Below are 19,232 nucleotides of genomic sequence, written 5' to 3' on the forward strand. Positions count from 1 at the left end.
ATTTATTCCAATTGCTGAACAAACAAATTTGATTATTTCAATAGGAGAGTGGGTATTACGAACTGCCTGCATGCAAAATAAGATGTGGCAAAATGCAGGTTTACCACGAATCCGTATGGGAGTTAATCTTTCTGCTAAGCATTTTCAGAATGGCAATCTTGTCCGCGATGTGGAAGAAATTCTAAGCGAAACCGGCCTAGATTGTCAGTACTTAGAACTGGAGATTACTGAAAGTGCTGTCATGAAGGGAAAAGTCAATATTATTGAAACCTTGACTATCTTTAAAAATATGGGTATTCACATTGCAATTGATGATTTTGGAACAGAGTATTCTTCTCTAAATTATCTAAAACAATTGCCTGCTGACAGAATTAAAATTCCACTGACGTTTATTCAGGGTATTGGCGTGAACACTAAAGATGAAGCAATTACGAAAGCCATTATTATATTAGCTAAAAACATGGGACTTAGTGTTATTGCAGAAGGCGTTGAAAGAAAAAATCAACTTGATTTTTTAAATCAAGGGATGTGTGACGAGATACAAGGATTCTATTATTTTAAGCCTATGCCAGTCCATGAGGTGGAAGCATTATTGAGAAAACCACTTATACATGATTTAAGTAACCCATTATAGGGAAAAAACAGCCGTAATGTTACATAGGATTATACCATAATTTTCATAAATTAAATATATTTGAAATTCTTTTTAAATGAGTAATAGACTCAATCTGAAAGTAACTCAATTATACTTATGTTACTTTCAGAAATAAGTTAAATAAAATATACAACTGTATTTATGGAAAAATCGCCACAATTTCTACCGAATATTTATAAGAGATAAATATTTCGTTTTACAATTTACGATAAAAAAGTGACTTTTGTTAATTGTAAAATTAACGAAAAATGTGTTTTTTATATAAATATAGTTTAATTTATATGGCAATTAAAGATTATTTTAAAATAAATTATAAACCTTAATTTTATATTAAATTAAAATCACTTTAATATAAAAAAGCTGAGAACAGAGATTTACATTTGTTTTGAATGTGTTTTAAGGAACTTAATGAAGTATACGATAAAGTAATAAGACCTATATGGGGTTAACTAGAGGAGGTTTTATTTCTAATAAATTTTGTTGGACATTACATTACTTTTAATTTAAAGATTCATTTAACTATAAATACATCTAAGTTCAAGTCCAAAATAAGATTCGGAACTTTTAAATATAAGAAAATTAGAAATCCTATTGCTTCTGGTTATAGCTATGTTCTTCATACCCCTACAAAAGGGTATGCTCACAATAAAAGTAAAAAATATAATTAAATGAATTATTTACAATGTTTTGTCCAAGTTACCACAAGAGAAGACTACAATTACACTATATTTTCTGAGGATTCAAGTGAATTGTAGTTCGTTATATGTTGAGAGGACTTTTTAACTACCGGTAACTATATAGTATAAAATAAAGTACACTAGATATTAAAAGGAGAGATTAAAATGAAGAATTTAATACCATTTTGGAGATTAACTATTTTTTTAGATGGAATAACCTATTTAGTTTTAGCACCGTTGGGGTTTCTTGGTATATTCATCGCAGGAGATTTTTTGGCAGATCAGCATAGATTTATCTTTGGAGCAATATCTCTAATTCTGGCTATTATGCTAAATACATTAGTTGGTTTAGTGTTTAGAAATATATTTATTTATAAGGATTTAGAAGATTTATATAATAAAGATCTTACGTATGAGCGTAAACAGCAGATAAAAATCACTCTTTTAAAATACCCTTTAAAAGAGGCTATTGTCATGATACCAAGATGGGTATTAGGATTTCCTAGTACTATGATTTTTGCTAATTTATTTATGACTATTACAAGAGAACAAACCCTTTGGGTTTTAGCCATGGGTGGGATTTTTTCATTTCTTGGATTTTTAAGTAATTATTTTAATTCAGAGAATTTTTTGACTACTATTTTTAAGGAAACAAAACTAAATGAAATCCAAATTGATGAAAAGAACTACCTTAGCTACGGACTAATGTCAAAATTATTAGGAATTGTAATTGGGTTTCTCATTTGTGCTTCATTCGCATTTACTTATTTAGCCTATATTATAGAAATTGATTACTTGAGTTCTGCTAATTATATTATATATTACATTATCGTCTCTGTATTTTTATCATATACTTTCATTTGTATTAGCAAAATTTTTATATCTAGTGTCAAAAAAAGTCTTAAAGAAGTGGAAAGTGTAATTGAAAATATTTCCAATAATAATCTTACGGTCAATAGTGTTCGAATTACTTCTGATGAAATAGGTAGAATCAATAAGAATATCGAAATTATGGCTGATAATCTAAAAGGTTTGGTTGAGAATATTCATAAAACATCTACCAACGTTTCTAAACAAGCTGATCAGTTGGCGTTATCCTCACAAGAATCATCCGTGTCTATTGAAGAAGTGACTAAAACAATCGACCAATTAGCGAATGGAGTAATTCATCAGGCAGGAAACACTGAAAGTATCTTAAACAGATTAAATCAATTAGGGCTTAAGATTGAGAATGTTCAAAAAAATATAATATTAGTAAAGAGTAATAATGAAAAAACTAAAGATCTTGGAGAAGAAGGTATAGACGCAGTTAAAAATCTTCAAGAGAATTTTGATACAACTGTAGTAATTAATGACGAGATTAAGGGTGAATTTGAGAAACTAAAAAATCACTCAAAATTAATCGGGGATGTTGTTTCCACAATTAAGGAAATTGCGAACCAAACTAATTTACTGGCGCTTAATTCAGCCATCGAAGCAGCTCGTGCTGGGGAAGCGGGGAAAGGATTTAGTGTTGTAGCAGATGAAATTCGAAAATTGGCTCATAGAACATCAGAATCAACAGATAAGATAGAAACTGTAATTACGGACATCCAAGAGCGGATTATTAGTACCAATGAGAAAGTCGAAAAATCTAAAGATGTTATCGATATTACAAAAGAATCCCTACAAAAAACAAGGAAATCTAACGAAATAAATATAAGCAGTGTTAAAATATCTTTGGATGCCTTAAAAAATCTGGAAGTTGAAATAACAGAAGTTAATAATTATAATGATAAAATTCTGAAAGCTGTGAGTGAGATTTCTGCAGTATCAGATCAGACAGCTAGTGGAACCCAAGAAATTGCAGCATCAATGGAGGAGCAAGCGGAGGCTACTAAAGATGTTTCAAAAATGACTGAAGAACTTCGTCAGGTGGCTTACTTATTAAATCAAGAAGTGGTAGTATTTAAAATCTAGGGTAGATAAAACCATGATTTAATAAAATACATTTATTGAATCTAAAATTATAAACTTATAATTGTGTAGGTAAATTTGCCATTTTAATATATAAAATCAGAAAAATCCGAACGAAACATAAACTCACATTAAAGTTTCCATATATTACTTAAGTATCCTATTCTATATTATAGATTTACAATTCTTTAAAAATATATTTCAAAAGTTCAATACAGTGAAAATAAAATTTCACTGTATTTGTTTTTTATACACATCTAGCCTATAGGCTCAAAGTGAAAGTAACTCAATTGGTATTGTGTTACTTTCACGATTCTAAAAAAGCCTAGCAATTACGCTAAGCTAAAACATTATGAACCAAATCATCTTTGTAATTTTACATTTTCTAAATATTTTATAGCATAATATAAAGTATATTAGAAACAGTAAAAGTCATTCAACATAAAAAAGGTTATATTGAACCAAAAGAAACCCCAATCCGAGCTCCAGATGGGGGTTTCTAAACTACTAATTATAGTACTCTTTCTATTGTTAGCATCAACTATGGAACCATTAACTGTTTGTATCTCAGGTAACAATTCCCCAATATCCATCATTATTTCTTTAAGTGAAACTGCAACATCATTTATAATTTTAGTCTGATTTGACATCTGGGAGTCTACATTTTTCGTATCAACAGCAACTGAATTACTTCTGAGGAAAGACTTTTTAGGAGATCATTAATGTTTTTAGCCGATTCTTTTGACTGTTCCGCAAGCTTCCTTATTTCATCTGCTACAATACTAAACCCCCTTCCTGCATCTCCTGCTCTAGCAGCCTCAATAGCTGCATTTAAGGCAAGAAGGTTAGTTTGTTCTGCAATACTATTTATAAGATTTGTAATATCGTTGATTTTAGTAATACTAGAACTCAATCCTTGAATTTTTGATGTAACATCTTTAAAATGAGCATTTATACCAACAATAGTATTTAGCAGTGTGTCTATCGAACTGCTGCTTTTTGTAGAATTCATTTTAATATTGTTTGATTTCTTATATAAATTTTCCATTAGTTTAACAACATGTTCTATTCTATGCCCAAAATCATCAAATACTTCATTAATGTTTATAATTTCTGAAGCCTGATTACCAGATCCTTCTGCCATCTCCTGAATAACTACCGAAATATTTAGGGCTGATGAAGACATTTCATTAGATATTTGTGACAACCCCTTTGACTCTAAATTAACATCGCATACACTACTCGTGATATTATTCAAAGTAATGCTAATTTTTTCTCTAAAATCATTTAATAAATATCCTATTTCATCCTTTGTATTTAATTTAATATTCTCTGTCAAATCACCATTACTCATTTTATTTAAACTATTTTTAATTAAACTCATGTTTCTTTTCAGTCTCTTAGAAAACAGAAAAACTATTAGCAACTATTGCTATAATTTCGCCAGAAGAAGTTTTTATTGGAGCATAAGCAGATAAATATGTACCCCACTTATCTGAGTAAGCTTTATTAGTCACTGAAACCTTTCCATTAAAAGTCTCAAGTATATCACCATCCATATCATATTTTTCAAGAAAATCTGCTGCTTCTGGTGATGCATCTAAAATAAATAATGCTGTTTTATCCTCTTCCTTTTTAAATATATAGAAATTCTTAATATCATTTCTGGCTTTAAATAATAACATTGAATTTAACATTCCATTATACTCAGGAGTATCTTTTGCCAGCTTAATTATTTCAACACAAATCTCCACTAACTTTGGATCGAATTGAGTACCCTTTCCTTTTATAAATTCATCACTTGCTCTTTCTTTAGTTAATGCCTTTCTATATGGTCTATCTGATGTCATTGCATGATATACATCTGCAATCCCTACAATTCTAGCAAATAAATTTGTAGATTTTCCACTTAACCCATCTGGATATCCTTTGCCATCCCATCTCTCATGATGACTTCTAACACAATTAATAATTTCTTCATCATTTGTCATATGTTTTATTATATTATATCCGAGTAGGGCGTGACCTTTAATTATTGTGAACTCCTCATCTGACAACTTTTCAGGCTTATTAATTATATTATCAGGCACGCCAATTTTACCGCAATCATGCAATAATGCCCCTATCCTTAATTTTCTTTTTTCACTTTCTGTAAGCCCTAATTTTTCAGCAAGTAACATTGAATACTTTGAAACCATTTTAGAATGTTCACCTGTATATCGGTCCTTAGCATCTACAGCTTCAGCTATAGCAAGAACAGAATCCATTAGCAGTTCTTTATTTGCATTCTCATTACCATCTTTCAAAAAAACATTCATATTTTTACTATAAATATTACACTGATTTCTACCACTTTGTTTTGAATAATACATTGCAGTGTCAGACTTATTTATCAAGCCCTCTGCATCTAATGCATGATTGGGAAAAGAAGCTATGCCTATGCTTATAGTAATTGGAAAATAGTCAGCATATTTTTGTAGTTTCTGGCTTTTAGAAATACTTTCTCTAATTTTCTCTGCTTCAATAAATGCCTCTTCAGAAGTATAATCACACATCATAACCACAAATTCTTCTCCCCCATATCTAAAAACCATACCCATGCCCTTTACTTCATTTTTTATTATTTTTGCAGTTTCTTTTAAAAGATAATCGCCAATATCATGTCCATATGTGTCATTTACTAATTTAAATTTATCTATATCGCAGAACATAACAGCTATTTGTTTATGACCTTGTGCTATTTTATTCTTAATGCTTTCAAAATAATATTTATGATTATACATTGAAGTTAAATAATCCGTATTTGCGAATAATTTTAGTTCTTGATTTTCTTTTTTATGTTCATAAATGCGATCTACCATATGATTAAAACTTTCAGCTAAATTTATTATCTCATTTGGACCATTTACATTAGCATGCATTAACAAATTGTTATTTTCCATACTTTTAATTTGACTTTCAAGGCTTTTAATTGGATTAACAATAATGCCTTTAACCTTAAATCCTAAAATCAAAATTATCATAGCGGACAAAATCATCACTGCAAATCCATTTTTTTGCACTAATTTTTGAATTAATAAAAATGAATCTCTAGATTCTACTACATTTATAGCTCCTATGTTATTGTCTGAAATATCTGTTATAGGAGAACTCCCTATAATTTTTGAATTATCAAGTTTATATACAGGGTTATTTTTATTTTTATTAATAATTGCAATATTCTTATTAACATCATTACTTATTTTCTCATTTGAAACAAATTTATTAGCATAAGTAATAAAGATATCACTATCAAACTCCTCCTTTAATTCTTCAATAAATAAGGATGAAACCTTCTTACCAAGTATAACAACTCCCTGACTACTTCCCTCAGATGTATTTTTAAGAATAGGGCTTTCGCTTATCATATATATATACCCGTTATACTTTATAAAACCACTGACTCCTGTTTTTTTATTATTATTTTCATTTAATGACTGCAAAAGATTATTTTCATTTAAAATGCCATTACTATTCTTCAATCCATACTCTGCAATAATTTTTTTATTCTTATTAAATATAACTATTAAATCTATACCATATTTTTGAGGAAGCCACTGTGTGAAATTTTCCTTATACCATGTTTCATCTACATTGTCCTCCTGCACTTTTTCATAATTTTCATCCCAAAAGCATAGTCTTGTACTATTCTTTCAAGTTCGTTGATTTTTAATTGAAATAGTTTTTTAGACTGATTCGTACTTGAAATAACATTTTCATTTTCTACTTTAGAAAAATACTTAGAAATAATAAAGTTATTTAATACTGAATTTAAAAGAAGAGTGGTAATTACTATTAAAAACAGTAAAATTGTAATTATTGCTCCTAAGTTATTCACGGATTTCTTTATTTTACCAACGTTCATTTTTACCATATTTCCTTTCACTGTACCCATGGCCACACAGAAGTCTATGTAATCTTGTACATTTAAAATATTAAAATTAACCTTTTTTGAGTAAATAGGTTCGCTCTATTGCTTTGCATATGTTACATATGTATAAAACCATTTATCCCTTTGTTGTATTTGATAAGAAAAAATACTCTTCTTACTATTCTACAATAGTTATACAATTCCTTTAAAATTTGTATTTTTCAAAAGAAATATTAGTCGATTGAATTACATTAAATAGTTTATCTGTTGTTTCTTGGTAAGACGTACAAACATGCGAATTTAAATACGACTAAATACCACATCTATTCTTTACAGAAAATAAGAAAAACCGGTCAATGTGATTGCTACCACCTTAACCGGCAAATTTCTATACTATTCTATTTCATGCTCTGCACCTTTTATAAATATTATTTGGTGCTACCCTTAGTCTAAAATAAGAAGGTATTTTATTTACCCTCATACTGATTAATTAATTTATAGAATGTAGCTTTCTTTAGTTCCAATATTATAATAACATCTATTGCTTTTATAGTATTTTCATTATAGATCTTGTAATACTTATCCCATAACTTCGGTACTTCAATAGACTTACGCCCTTTATACTTACGCTATGCTACTGCAACAGCTATTCCTTCCATCTGTCTGTCCTTTACTGCTCCAAATACTGTGAGCATGAATACTCCTGTAGGTGTAGTAGTAGTGTCTATGGATTCCTTTAATGCTATAAATATAATTTCCTTATTATTTAATTGTTCTACGAGCTCCAACAAATCTTCAGTGTTACGAGCAAATCTACTTATACCATCTACTATGAGCCTATCACAAGTATATCTGTTACGATCTTACCACTAACCTTCTCTATATAAACACATTCCATTGGTATGGTATATTCTTTAGCCTTTACCTCGTGTCTAATAGTATTTTGTTCCTTTGAACTAACTCTGATATAAAAGTATGTTTGCATATACACACCTCATTAGATTATTTTAAATAATAGTTCGGTTAAAATCAACATATTTAACGAACTGTTTTAAGTTTTTTTAGCACCATATAATGCCACTTTGAAAGCTATTAGTTCTCGTTCGTCTGCGGTATACTCCAAACGAACACTTTATTCATTTCATTAAGATTTAAGACTTGTAGTATTGCTGAGGATACCCCATACAATAATAGTATGGGGTATCCTCATTTAGATATCTATAATTCTTTTATAATAATTCTAAATTGCACTAATTTTAGACCAACAGTTTTATTTGTTTTGCTTTAGCAAAGGCTTCTTCATACTTAGGATTCCAATCTATTTGGCTTTCATGCATCATTTTATTTGACTGAAGTTAAGACAATATTTGAAGAACCAACTAACTCACTTTTTCGTGAAAACAATTCTTCTAACCTCTTTGCAGTTTCTGGTCTAAAAAAATAATATCCCTGTATAAGATAACACGAGTTATTTTTTAAAAATTCCAGTTGATAATCGTATTCAACACCCTCTGCAATGACCTCGAGTCCAAGATTGTGGGCCAATGCGATAATTGTTTTAATAATTGCCTCGTCACTGTCATTTTGTCCTATCCCATCAATAAATGTTTTATCTATTTTTATCTTATTCAAGGGGAGAAGTTTAATATATTTGAGTGAAGAGTATTCCATTCCAAAATCATCAATGGTTATTTTCATTCCAGATTTTGATAGATCATCTAATATCTCTATTGAATTTTTATATTTGTCCATGACAATATTCTCTGTCACTTCTAGCTCAATATCATGAGGTAGTAATCCATAATCGCTCAATGTGTTTTTTACAACGGATACAATATCATTGTTTACAAATTGATTGACTGATAGATTAATGGCGATTGGAATATCAAGAATATTTTTTTCTTTCCATGCTTTTTTTTGCCTAATTGCAGTTTTTATAACCCATTCGCCAATTTCTAATATTAACCCCGTTTTTTCAGCAAGAGGTATAAGTACAGCAGGGGATATAAATCCAAGTGTTGGGTGTTTCCATCGAATTAAAGCTTCAACACCCATTATCATATCCACCCTTGAGTCCACTTGCGGTTGATAATGAAGCTCAAATTGGTTATTCTTTAGTGCTTTATATAAATCCTCTGTCAAATTTAATTCTTTAAGGAGACCCTCTTTCATTTCTTCATCAAAAATAAATGCTACATTGCGCCCTTTGTTTTTGGCCTGATACATGGCTATATCTGAATGTTTCATCAATTCATCTGCACTTTTCCCATGTTCTGAATAGATAGAAACACCAATACTACAAGTAATAATAAATTCGTGGTTGTCTAGTATAAAAGGATTTCTAAATAGTTGTAATATGTTATTTAGTAATTCTTCAAGCACCCCCCTATCTTCTAAATCACTAATAATAAATAAAAATTCATCCCCACCATTTCGAGAAACAAAGTCTTTATCAGTCATCACGTTTTTTAACCGTTGTGCAACCATGACTAATAACTCATTACCTTTTGAATGACCCATTGTATCATTAATTCTTTTGAATTGGTCCAAATCAATAAATAATAACGCAAATTTAAGCCCGTTACTTTCTGCAATCGCTATTTCCTTATTTATCCTCTCATTGAATAATCGATGATTTGGAAGTTCTGTCAATGGATCATAATAAGCTAATTTTTTAATTTCCTGTTCCGCTAATCGTCTCTCTTTAATCTCATCCTTCAATTGTTCATTGGAAACATATAAATCTTGAGTCCTCTTTTTAACCTTTTCCTCTAATAATTCATTAAATTTTTCAAGATCATCCTGAGCTTTTTTCAGTCTTGATATATCTTGAAACACTGATAATGCACCATATTTTTCTCCTACCTTGTCATACAAAGGAGTAGAGGATAACAGTGCACTAATAATGCTACCGTTCTTTTTTATCAACTCAATTTCAACAGCTTTTAAAAAAACTGACGTCTGATACTTATTATCCACAATATCATTTACATATTTCACCTTATCATTCTCATCATATCCCAGTATTTCTAAGGCACCTGCATTAATCATAATAATTTCACTCTTGTCGTTTTCAATAAAGAGTCCTTCATTCATAATATGGAGCACATCAACAGCTAATTCTTCTGGTTTAAAACTCATAAGACCCAATTTTTCAATGGCGTACCAAATTCCTCCAACTGGAATAAACGCAATAATAATCGTTATTCCACTAACAATCGTCATTCCATTTAGTGGTAATATTATTTCAAAAATACTACCTAATATAAATGATAGTATAAGCGTAACTACAATAATGCCCGATTGTTTCTTCTCTCTTAACTTATCTGTATCCTTCCACCATAAAATTGCTGTAGTTATACTTAAAACTACAAATATTGAATAGTAAAAGTAGAAATAATTATCCCACATAAATCCTCTTGCTACAGGGTTAGCGATCACCCACCCATTCGATGTATATGATAACTCCCCTGCTGTAATTGGATTTCCAATATATAAAATAATATTCATGAGTGCTGGTAAATACAATAGAAAATATATTGTTTTTGTTTTAAAATATTTTTCTTCGCTTGCCAATAACATAATCATATGCAAAATTAAACTGTATAGGACCCCCCATGACAGAGCACCTAATTTTCTGATCATCGCTGCGTTGATAGGGTCAGTAACCATATAAAGCATTCCATAAATCAATCCCCATATAGCGAATAAAATGGTAATGCCGAAATATAATCTATTTTTAATATCCTTCGTATCTTTAGATAGTGTATGTACGGCCATTAAAATATAAATCATAGCTACAACAAAAAATAGTATTGCCTTACTCATTCTTATCCTCCTCGTATAATTCACTTATGAATGTGAGTTTATACTTTAATCAATTTGATTTCTTAGATACTTTTCTATTTATTCTTATAATATTTAATTAAATTATACCATAATTTACATTTTGTTAAATACTACATATATTTCTTTTTGTATAAATGAAAGCGTCCGGATTCTCTCTAATATACTATTATCAAACATAAGTTGCTCATTGCATTCCTAACTTATGTAAGCTCCCCCGAGGCCATAGCCATCAAGTTAAGATAATATCTTAATACTCATTTCAACACAAACCACCTTTTTCCTTCAATATATGTAAATTTAGGTAAAAAAATAAAGCCTAAAGCTAAATTTCTCTAACCTCATGCCTAAATTATTTACTGTAAGCTATTATTTACTCGTCCTTCCTCTTTATAACACGATCTACCTATCTTCATACTCTTTTACTCTACGGTAAAATGTAGCTTTGGTCATCTTCATAGCTTCAACACCCTTAATTCCTAGATCTTTCCATTGTATGTATATGCTTTCAAAATCTTCACTATTAACTTCTAATTTAGGCCTACCAAACTTTATACCTTTATTTTTAGCACTTGCAATGCCTTCCTTTCGACGTTGTTTAATATCCTCTCTCTTGATGAGCTACAAATGATAATACCTGTAATACTAAATCACTAATGAATGTACCTAGAATATCTTTATGTTTAAGAGTTTGGAAAATCAGAATTTAAACGTTGGATCGGAATAAAACTACGATAACACTTCAAATGGTTATAATTCAAAATAACGTCTTAGAAAATAAAAAGAAATTCATGTTTTTTTAACTCTTTAACGGTAAAGGGAATATTATTTTTTTTAAACATAGGTATAATATTATTCATACGTGTAATTATGTCGCTACTACTTAAACGCTCTTGCTGCTTATGATTAGGTTTAACATTAGCAAGTTCGTAAGCTTTGTTGATGTTACCAAAATAATATTTAACACTATTAGGGTATAGGTTGTTTTCCAAAAGTATTTTTTCTGTAATCATATTATCGTTTTCGTTGTATATTTTTTGTATTTTTTTAACTTCTTTGATTTTTTATTTTCCCTAACTTCTTCACTATATTTTCCGTTCAATGTTTTTGAATCAATATCAAAATTTCCATCTCTAAAAATTTTCATTACAGACTTAGTATTAAAGTATCGATATATTTTGTGCCAACTAGGGAACAACTCGTCAGCTGTAATTATATGAATAAAATTTCTTATAGAAATTGGGCTATTATTTTTGTATTCCGTTATTAATCTAGTTCTTAATTTTTAAGTTCATTATCTGATATAAGAATATTCTTAAAATAACTATTATTAGACACGATCATAGTTTTAGATTTCATCTGTATGGAATTATCTTCAAATATATCTTTTCTATTTATGTCTCTAATTAAGTTCTCGAGCAGTAAAACTCGATTTGATACTTCTACTAGTGTGTTATTAAACTTGTCAAAATATTTTTTTCATCATAATTAGTAAGTCATTTAATAATATCCTTAATGTATCTTCAATATAGTAAAGCTATGTTTTTGCTACAATCGAATGTAAATCTAATATATATTCGTAATTTCTTGGGCCATGTTGATGTGTCTATAACTGAGATATACACAAGGTCAGATCATCAGTTACTAAATCAATATATGAATTTTCTAATGCCTTTCGTTTCATTTCACTATTGCCGAAATGGGAGAATGATGGAAGTTTAATGAAATGGCTTAATTGTTTATGTGACTAAAAATGAGATATATTATGGTGAGTGTTTTTCGGATAACTAGCTTATAACTGGTGTTGTGGAGTTATACTCACCATAAGCGCCATACTTATGCTATGAGACTACTTGAGTTAAATGAACACCCAAAAGTTGTACAAGAACTTTTAGGTCATAGTACAATAGCTGTCACTTTGGACATTTGTTCTCATGTATTCCAAGAAATTAAAAAGGCTGCTGCTGATAAGATAAATGATCTATTCAAAATTCAAAATAATTTCGTTAAAGAAGAGCCTTCTTCTTATGCTGTTTAAAACATAAAAATCGCTAGGATTACTACTCCTAGCGATTCTATTTTACTCAATTTCACTCATGTTGCTATATGGTTGCTGTACATTTGTTTTTTGTATCTATTTTTAAAAACGACAAAACCCAGTAACTACTACAGTTACTGGGTTTTTGATGGTGCGTAGGAAGGGATTCGAACCCCCGGCCAACTGGTTCGTAGTTAGTTTCACCACCTAATTTCCTTTAACAAGTGTTAACCTATATTAACTACAAATTAAGTGTTTCCAACGTCTTTAGAGTTCCACTCTAATCTTTGTTAACAACTCATAACATGAGTTTCCGATGATCATGTTAGCAAAATGTTAGCATCTCCATTATACTTTCCACTTTATGTTACCTAAGCACAAATTCACATTAAACTCCAACATATCAAATAATCTTTCTGTTATCTCTACTGAATCATATAAGGAGAGTTGAGTGAAATCTTCCCTATTACCCATCAACCCTCCCAATAGATTATACATCAATTCACCACGAGTATAAGAGTACATATAATCAAATTCTAGTTGTTCTATTAATTCTGATCTAGAATTAAACGCTTCACACTTTCTTAGTAGCTTTATATCTTCAATACCTAATGGCTGTCCATTCTTATATCTTATTATTCCATTATGCTCTACTTTAAATTTTTCTTGTATTGCACGAATTTCTGTATGGACTTCGACTTCATTAGGTATACTTTCTTCTCTTAACCATCTTTCAACTATATTCTTAATCTGCTTCCATGTATTAAGATAAAAGATTATGTTTGCTTCCAATGCTAAAATATAGTCCTCTTCATATACAGCTCTCTCTCTTTTAGTATCTAATAAATTAATTAATTGTTTCTTCCATATCATTGAGTTATTTATTGTGTTAGCTGCATTCTCAGTCAATTGAGAAATTAAAATACTGGCTTCATTATCCATTTTGCATGACTTTTCAACTTTATCACCTCTATTCAATTGCGATCCGTCATTTGGACTATCATCTAGTTTAATTTTATGATTAGTTAAATTGGAAATATTATCACTTGATATATCATTGCCTTTAGCCTTCCCATCAAAGATTACTTCTCTAGCAGTCTTTACGCGCCCTACAGCTGAGCCCACTATAGTCGTGGCATCAAATACAAACGATGTGCTACCTTTACCTAAAGCAACTACCTTCTTGAATACTATAGCAGCCATAGCCTTAATTTTATCCATCTTAGTAATGTCAGTATCAGCACCCATCTCAGTAGCCTTAGCTTTAATCTTATTAGCAATACCTTTAGCTATGAATGAATTAAGACCGCCTTTCATAGTAGTAAGTGATTTAAGCAACATACCATAAGCCTCATTACTAGGTGCATTGAGTATAGCCTTGATTCCTGACTTATCAGCAACGTTACAATAGAACTCAGAAGCTTCATTAAACATTGCTTTAAAGGCATCCATTGCCTCTACTTCTTGCTTAACCGGTAAACTACTGTATTCTGAGTCTTGGAGTTGATAACCACTACTTGAGTTATTTGTATATTTATCGATATTAACTTTTGTTACTTGAATATTAGTCCTATAGCTTAATGTATTTTCACCATTCTTACTTGTAACAATAGCTTCATACTCAATTCCTTCATCCATAGCTTTAGCTAAGCCCTTTTCATGGTCTTTAGTAATATAGCCTAACATCTCAGAGTTTACATTATAAATTGCAATGGCATGCTTATCATATATATTACTTGGCTCTCTTAAAAGTTTAACTATATCGCCTACTTTTAATTTTTCAATAGATGCTTGTGCATGCTTGGATTTCAATCCAATAATTGTTGTATCTACTTTTTCTGAAATAGTCTCTGCTGATACTTTATTTTCACATTTCTGATACCTGGTATACTCTGATTTTATATTGCTACATTCATTATATTTTTCTTCCGTTGATATAGTTCCTTTAGCTAGTTCATTTCGTCCTATAAATCTATAATTAGCAGGTATACCTTGTACAATTATACTGAGTATTTCGTTTCTCTTGACTGTATTATATAGCTCTCTACAACGTGGCACGCCCTTTTTTATGATATTAATCGTTCCATCTTTTAAAATATCATATTCATTAACAGCTGAATCAATACTAATTATCTTTGTTGCAAAAGTACCACTAGTATTATTTACTAAAATATAGCTTCCAACATTTATACCCTCGTTCTTAACAACAATATCAAATACTATATTATTATTAACGCTAATAAATTTGCTTACTATAAGAAAATCGTAATTACTAAATCCTTCAATTTCACTTATACTATAGGTTTCAAGTGGTAATGTATTACTATGATTTTGCATAGTTTGGCTATTATAATTCTTCATCCCTTTGATACTTGAATCTACACCTTCCGCAACTTGACTGACGCTATCTTTTATCCTTACACTTCCATCCTTTAGTAGATTCATACTAGTTTCAACAGCTCTATCGACTATATCTGATGATTTACTTGCTACCTCCGAAGTCTTAGCTTTTATAGATTGTCCTTTTTTTGCCCCATACTCCGAAATTCTTCTTTTTACCTCAGGGTCATCATTAATTTTTTCTGCTACCGTTCCTACTATGTCCGCTCCTAATTGAACACCAACCTTAGACACTGTTCCTACTAGTTTTATAGTTTTTTCAAACATTTTTCCTAACCTCATAATGTTCCTCCATAGTTTAAATTATGCATTCTATGATTACTACTTGTGTAACTACAACAACCTCATTACTCCAAAAAATTCTTCTTTCGCAATTCTTTTGAAGCATAACAATGTCGATTGTTCTCATATTATAGCATTTATGATAAATACAGTCTATATAAATGCTATGTAACCAATAGACTTAAAATTAACTACATTAGCTGTACTCTTATATCTTCTACATCATGCTTTAAAGTGTTCACATGTTATTAGTTATAGATGCATTCCTTATTCATGTGTAGTTGGCTTAGAAAGTAATAAAGAGAGAGTGCCACAGCACAACCTACATAGTACTTGCTAATCTAAACAAAATCTACATACCCATAAAAATAACATTTAAATTCTCTCGGCACTAGGCTATACATGTTGAAGTAAATTCTTTAGTTTCATGCCCCACCCCTCCTAAGGGAAAAATCAGGTCCCACGGAGACATTATCTTCTCTTAGCCTCCCTAATGCCTTTGTTGTTTATCTAGGACTAAATCCTTAATGATAGATGTTTTGGTGCCTCTCATGGCAAACTGAGACCACTGTTTTATAATGATATATCCATTGGACTCTGTACCCAATATCATCAATATTCCTTCGGTATGTCTACTACTACTACTACTACTACTACTACTACTACTACTATGAATACCTTGTTAACCCTTACGCTATGGCACTCTTTCTTTTACTTCTTACACCAATAATATTCAACTAAAAGTGTATAGATTGTGATTAGTGGAACAATAGTACTAGCTGTATGCCTGCGTTATTGTCGTCTTGCTAGGGGACGAGCCCTTAATATGGCAAAGAGGATTTTTCTTTTCCTCCCTAGCCAACTAGGACTAAATAAAGAATGTGTCTATAGCTAATATCCTCTAGGTTTTTAAGATAACCACGAGCCTGGCAATATGGGATTGCTTAAGTTAGACTAAAAAGATTATGTAATAGACACATGGCATACAATACCCAAACGATACGGTTTCAACGCATTGTAAGGTGGTGGTGAAATACCCCGCCCCTTAGATATAATCGAGGTAAAGGGATCCTATTCTAATGCACTTAAAGGTAGCACTGAAACGGTGCTACCTTTAAGTCAAGATATCCAGGCTATCAAAATAATTCCACAAAGCAATATTTATAGGCTAATAGTTGAAAGTAAATTGCCTTCAGCAGAGAGATTTAAGAATTCGGCATTCGCTGAGTTGCTACAACACATAAGACATATATCAATAACTAATAGTATTAACCCTAGACTTATTAGTGAAAGAGCCCTTAGCAGGGCAAGGGTGATATCTTTTTTCGAAGCATACGTCGTTAGTATCAAATACTGTTATAACTGTAGGCTGTTCCTTAATTGGATAGTCTATTTCTAGTGGTCCTAAGTAGGACCTTAAACTGCTTGATTATAGAATGATGTCATTATATTATGAACAATAAAAAAAGAACAAGTAAACGGTTAAGTTTAAAATGGAGGTATAAGCTTGTAAAGATAGACACTGACCATGACTACAAGGCTAAGTATAACAAGTTATTCCTATCTAAAGGGAAATGACAACAAGAGGGACTATATGATATTCGTTGTGGGGATTAATGTTGGTCTTAGAGCTGGAGATCTATTAGAACTTAAGGTGAGGGATGTTCTTGAGAATGGAGCAGTGGTTGATTCAATTCTTATCAAAGAGCAGAAGACGGGTAAGAGTAGAGACCTTACACTTAATATAGCTGCAAAGGGAGCAATCAAGTATTATCTTTCTAGTATTAAAGAATATACTTCAGACGACTACTTGTTTGGAAGTCATAAGGGTGGAGGACGCTTAACTGTAGGGGCAACCCATAAAATAATTAAGGGTACGCTTAGGGATCTGAATGTTAAAGGTAACTATGGTACTCATAGCCTTAGGAAGACATGCGCTTATCAACTGATGTATACAATAGTATAAACCTTTAATAAGCCTCATCAAGCGGTCCAACTTAGATAAAGGCTATCTACTATATCTATTAGCATAATGCTCTTATATCAATGATAATGCATTTGGTTAATAATATAAATAAAAACTAAAATAATTTAGTATCTTTTGCAAGTAAAAATATGCTACAATTACTATTAATTAACATGATATCATAATATAAAGTATAGTAAGAATTATTTGTATAACATTCATATAGATAGTAATTTATCGAGTTAATTAGTATTAAATTATGTGGAAAATTTGTAAAGAATGAAATGTACAAATAAGAATTTTATGAGATAAAGGGTCTTAAGGAAATAATTTATTATTAATTTGCAAAATAAACTTGACGGGGACATTGTCCCCATGATGTATGATACTTATTGAAAGGTGGTGATGCTAATAATGCAGACCAAAGATGTTACAAAGAGTCTCGGCATTAACAGGGATCGAATTAAATACTTCAAGAAACAGGGTGTATTTGTCCATGAAAAAGCTATCATAGATAGCAAGAAGACCGAATATACGAAGAGGGATGTTGCAACACTTACAAAGCTGATTATACTCACAAAGTCCGGGTTGACCTGTGGATATATCAAGAAAGTACAGGATGGTGAATTGACGCTCCAAGAGGCAATCATCGAACGCATGCGTATAGTAGAGGAAGAAATGAAAAGAATGCGTGGTTCGCTGCTTCTTTCGGAAGAGCTGTTAGAAAATGATGTACAGTATGACTCTATGTCGACAGACTATTTCTGGAACGAGATAATGCAAAGAGAGCAGGAAGGCGAAGCGTTCATGGATCTTAATGACATGTATGATTATCGTCCTGTCCCACTTATGCGTACTATTAAGTGCCCTTATTGTAGTGGAGAGCAAAAAGTCGATTTGGAGGACTATCTGTGGGATGAAACATCAAATGAAAGCAGTTTTGATGATGATATGGGGACGGATATTGTGTACAGTTTTGATACTGAAGGCAACTGTGAATGTGAAAAATGCGGTAAAGTATTTCAAGTTGAGGGTTGGATTCGAGAATATCCAATAGACGCTTACGATTCGGAGCATATTGAAGTTCATATTATGGAGGATGTAATGGGGAAAATAAATGAAGAAAAAGGTCTGCTTGCAAAATTGGCAAGTGGCATATTAGACGGTATGGTAGGTAATGATAAAACCTACAGTGGATATAAAGACGTATACTGCGGTAAGTATATAAAAGACGGAGAGCCGGTCTCTTATAGGGAGGGTGAATCAAGTCGTTTTTTTAACGGGAAAGAAAATGAAAGAGTACCGGGAAAAAGAACAGAAGAGCACTACGATACCGATGAGCGTAAGCTGGAATTTCTTCAAAGATACGGATGGTTGACGGATGACGAAGATGCTAAGATTTATAGCGCAAAATTCAAGCCGAAGTAATAGCAAGGTGGATTGATTGTGCTATAATCCAATTCATCAGAGGGAGAATTTCTATCACCAGAAAACAATCCTGT

14 protein-coding genes are annotated in these 19,232 nt (G+C 31.0%); 5 read left to right on the top strand and 9 right to left on the bottom strand.

The features are described 5' to 3' along the window. Nucleotides 1–634, top strand: a 634-nt coding sequence (locus JJD95_RS11630; RefSeq protein ID WP_291643191.1) for an EAL domain-containing protein, incomplete at its 5' end; no start/stop codon positions are given. Between the two features lie 863 nt (nt 635–1,497). Continuing rightward, the gene (locus JJD95_RS11635; RefSeq protein ID WP_291643192.1) at nt 1,498–3,291 is read left to right on the top strand and encodes a methyl-accepting chemotaxis protein; all 1,794 of its coding nucleotides are present in this window, start codon (nt 1,498–1,500) and stop codon (nt 3,289–3,291) included. A gap of 413 nt (nt 3,292–3,704) precedes the next feature. On the opposite strand, the gene JJD95_RS11640 is transcribed toward JJD95_RS11635, so the two are convergent. The 8 genes from JJD95_RS11640 to JJD95_RS11675 all read right to left on the bottom strand — a co-directional run bounded on the left by JJD95_RS11640 (nt 3,705) and on the right by JJD95_RS11675 (nt 12,057). Continuing rightward, nucleotides 3,705–3,938: a hypothetical protein gene (locus tag JJD95_RS11640; RefSeq protein ID WP_291643193.1), complete on the bottom strand. Its 234-nt coding sequence runs from the start codon at nt 3,936–3,938 to the stop codon at nt 3,705–3,707. 8 nt (nt 3,939–3,946) lie between these two features. Beyond that, nucleotides 3,947–4,672 carry a methyl-accepting chemotaxis protein gene (locus JJD95_RS11645; RefSeq protein WP_291643194.1) on the bottom strand — a complete coding sequence of 242 codons (726 nt, stop codon included), beginning with the start codon at nt 4,670–4,672 and terminating at the stop codon, nt 3,947–3,949. 16 nt (nt 4,673–4,688) lie between these two features. Next, a complete protein-coding gene (locus JJD95_RS11650; protein WP_291643195.1) occupies nt 4,689–6,935 on the bottom strand; it encodes a diguanylate cyclase in 2,247 nt (748 codons plus the stop codon). Next, nucleotides 6,917–7,192: a hypothetical protein gene (locus JJD95_RS11655; protein ID WP_291643196.1), complete on the bottom strand. Its 276-nt coding sequence runs from the start codon at nt 7,190–7,192 to the stop codon at nt 6,917–6,919. Before JJD95_RS11655 ends, JJD95_RS11650 begins: the two co-directional genes overlap by 19 nt. 635 nt (nt 7,193–7,827) lie before the next feature. Then, nucleotides 7,828–7,986 carry a hypothetical protein gene (locus JJD95_RS11660; RefSeq protein WP_291643197.1) on the bottom strand — a complete coding sequence of 53 codons (159 nt, stop codon included), beginning with the start codon at nt 7,984–7,986 and terminating at the stop codon, nt 7,828–7,830. 41 nt (nt 7,987–8,027) lie between these two features. Then, nucleotides 8,028–8,183 carry a hypothetical protein gene (locus JJD95_RS11665; protein ID WP_291643198.1) on the bottom strand — a complete coding sequence of 52 codons (156 nt, stop codon included), beginning with the start codon at nt 8,181–8,183 and terminating at the stop codon, nt 8,028–8,030. Nucleotides 8,184–8,539: 356 nt separating this feature from the next. Continuing rightward, entirely contained in the window at nt 8,540–11,026 is a 2,487-nt protein-coding gene (locus JJD95_RS11670; protein ID WP_291643199.1) for an EAL domain-containing protein, read from the bottom strand. 788 nt (nt 11,027–11,814) lie between these two features. Next, nucleotides 11,815–12,057 carry a hypothetical protein gene (locus JJD95_RS11675; protein WP_291643200.1) on the bottom strand — a complete coding sequence of 81 codons (243 nt, stop codon included), beginning with the start codon at nt 12,055–12,057 and terminating at the stop codon, nt 11,815–11,817. A gap of 830 nt (nt 12,058–12,887) precedes the next feature. On the opposite strand from JJD95_RS11675, the gene JJD95_RS11680 reads away from it, so the two are divergent. Continuing rightward, the gene (locus JJD95_RS11680; RefSeq protein WP_367114810.1) at nt 12,888–13,082 is read left to right on the top strand and encodes a hypothetical protein; all 195 of its coding nucleotides are present in this window, start codon (nt 12,888–12,890) and stop codon (nt 13,080–13,082) included. A gap of 348 nt (nt 13,083–13,430) precedes the next feature. Here JJD95_RS11680 and JJD95_RS11685 read toward each other — a convergent pair whose 3' ends face one another. Then, nucleotides 13,431–15,764 (bottom strand): HIRAN domain-containing protein, encoded by a 2,334-nt coding sequence (locus JJD95_RS11685; protein ID WP_291643202.1) that lies wholly within the window; start codon nt 15,762–15,764, stop codon nt 13,431–13,433. Between the two features lie 1,528 nt (nt 15,765–17,292). Here JJD95_RS11685 and JJD95_RS11690 point away from each other — a divergent pair. Next, complete coding sequence (locus JJD95_RS11690) at nt 17,293–17,730, top strand: tyrosine-type recombinase/integrase (protein ID WP_291643203.1); 438 nt, start codon at nt 17,293–17,295, stop codon at nt 17,728–17,730. Nucleotides 17,731–18,144: 414 nt separating this feature from the next. Beyond that, nucleotides 18,145–19,158, top strand: a complete 1,014-nt coding sequence (locus JJD95_RS11695; RefSeq protein WP_291643204.1) for a MerR family transcriptional regulator — start codon at nt 18,145–18,147, stop codon at nt 19,156–19,158. The last annotated feature ends 74 nt before the right edge of the window (nt 19,159–19,232 follow it).

The organism is Clostridium sp., from assembly GCF_016650035.1.
Taxonomy (GTDB): Bacteria; Bacillota; Clostridia; order Clostridiales; family Clostridiaceae; genus Clostridium_AD.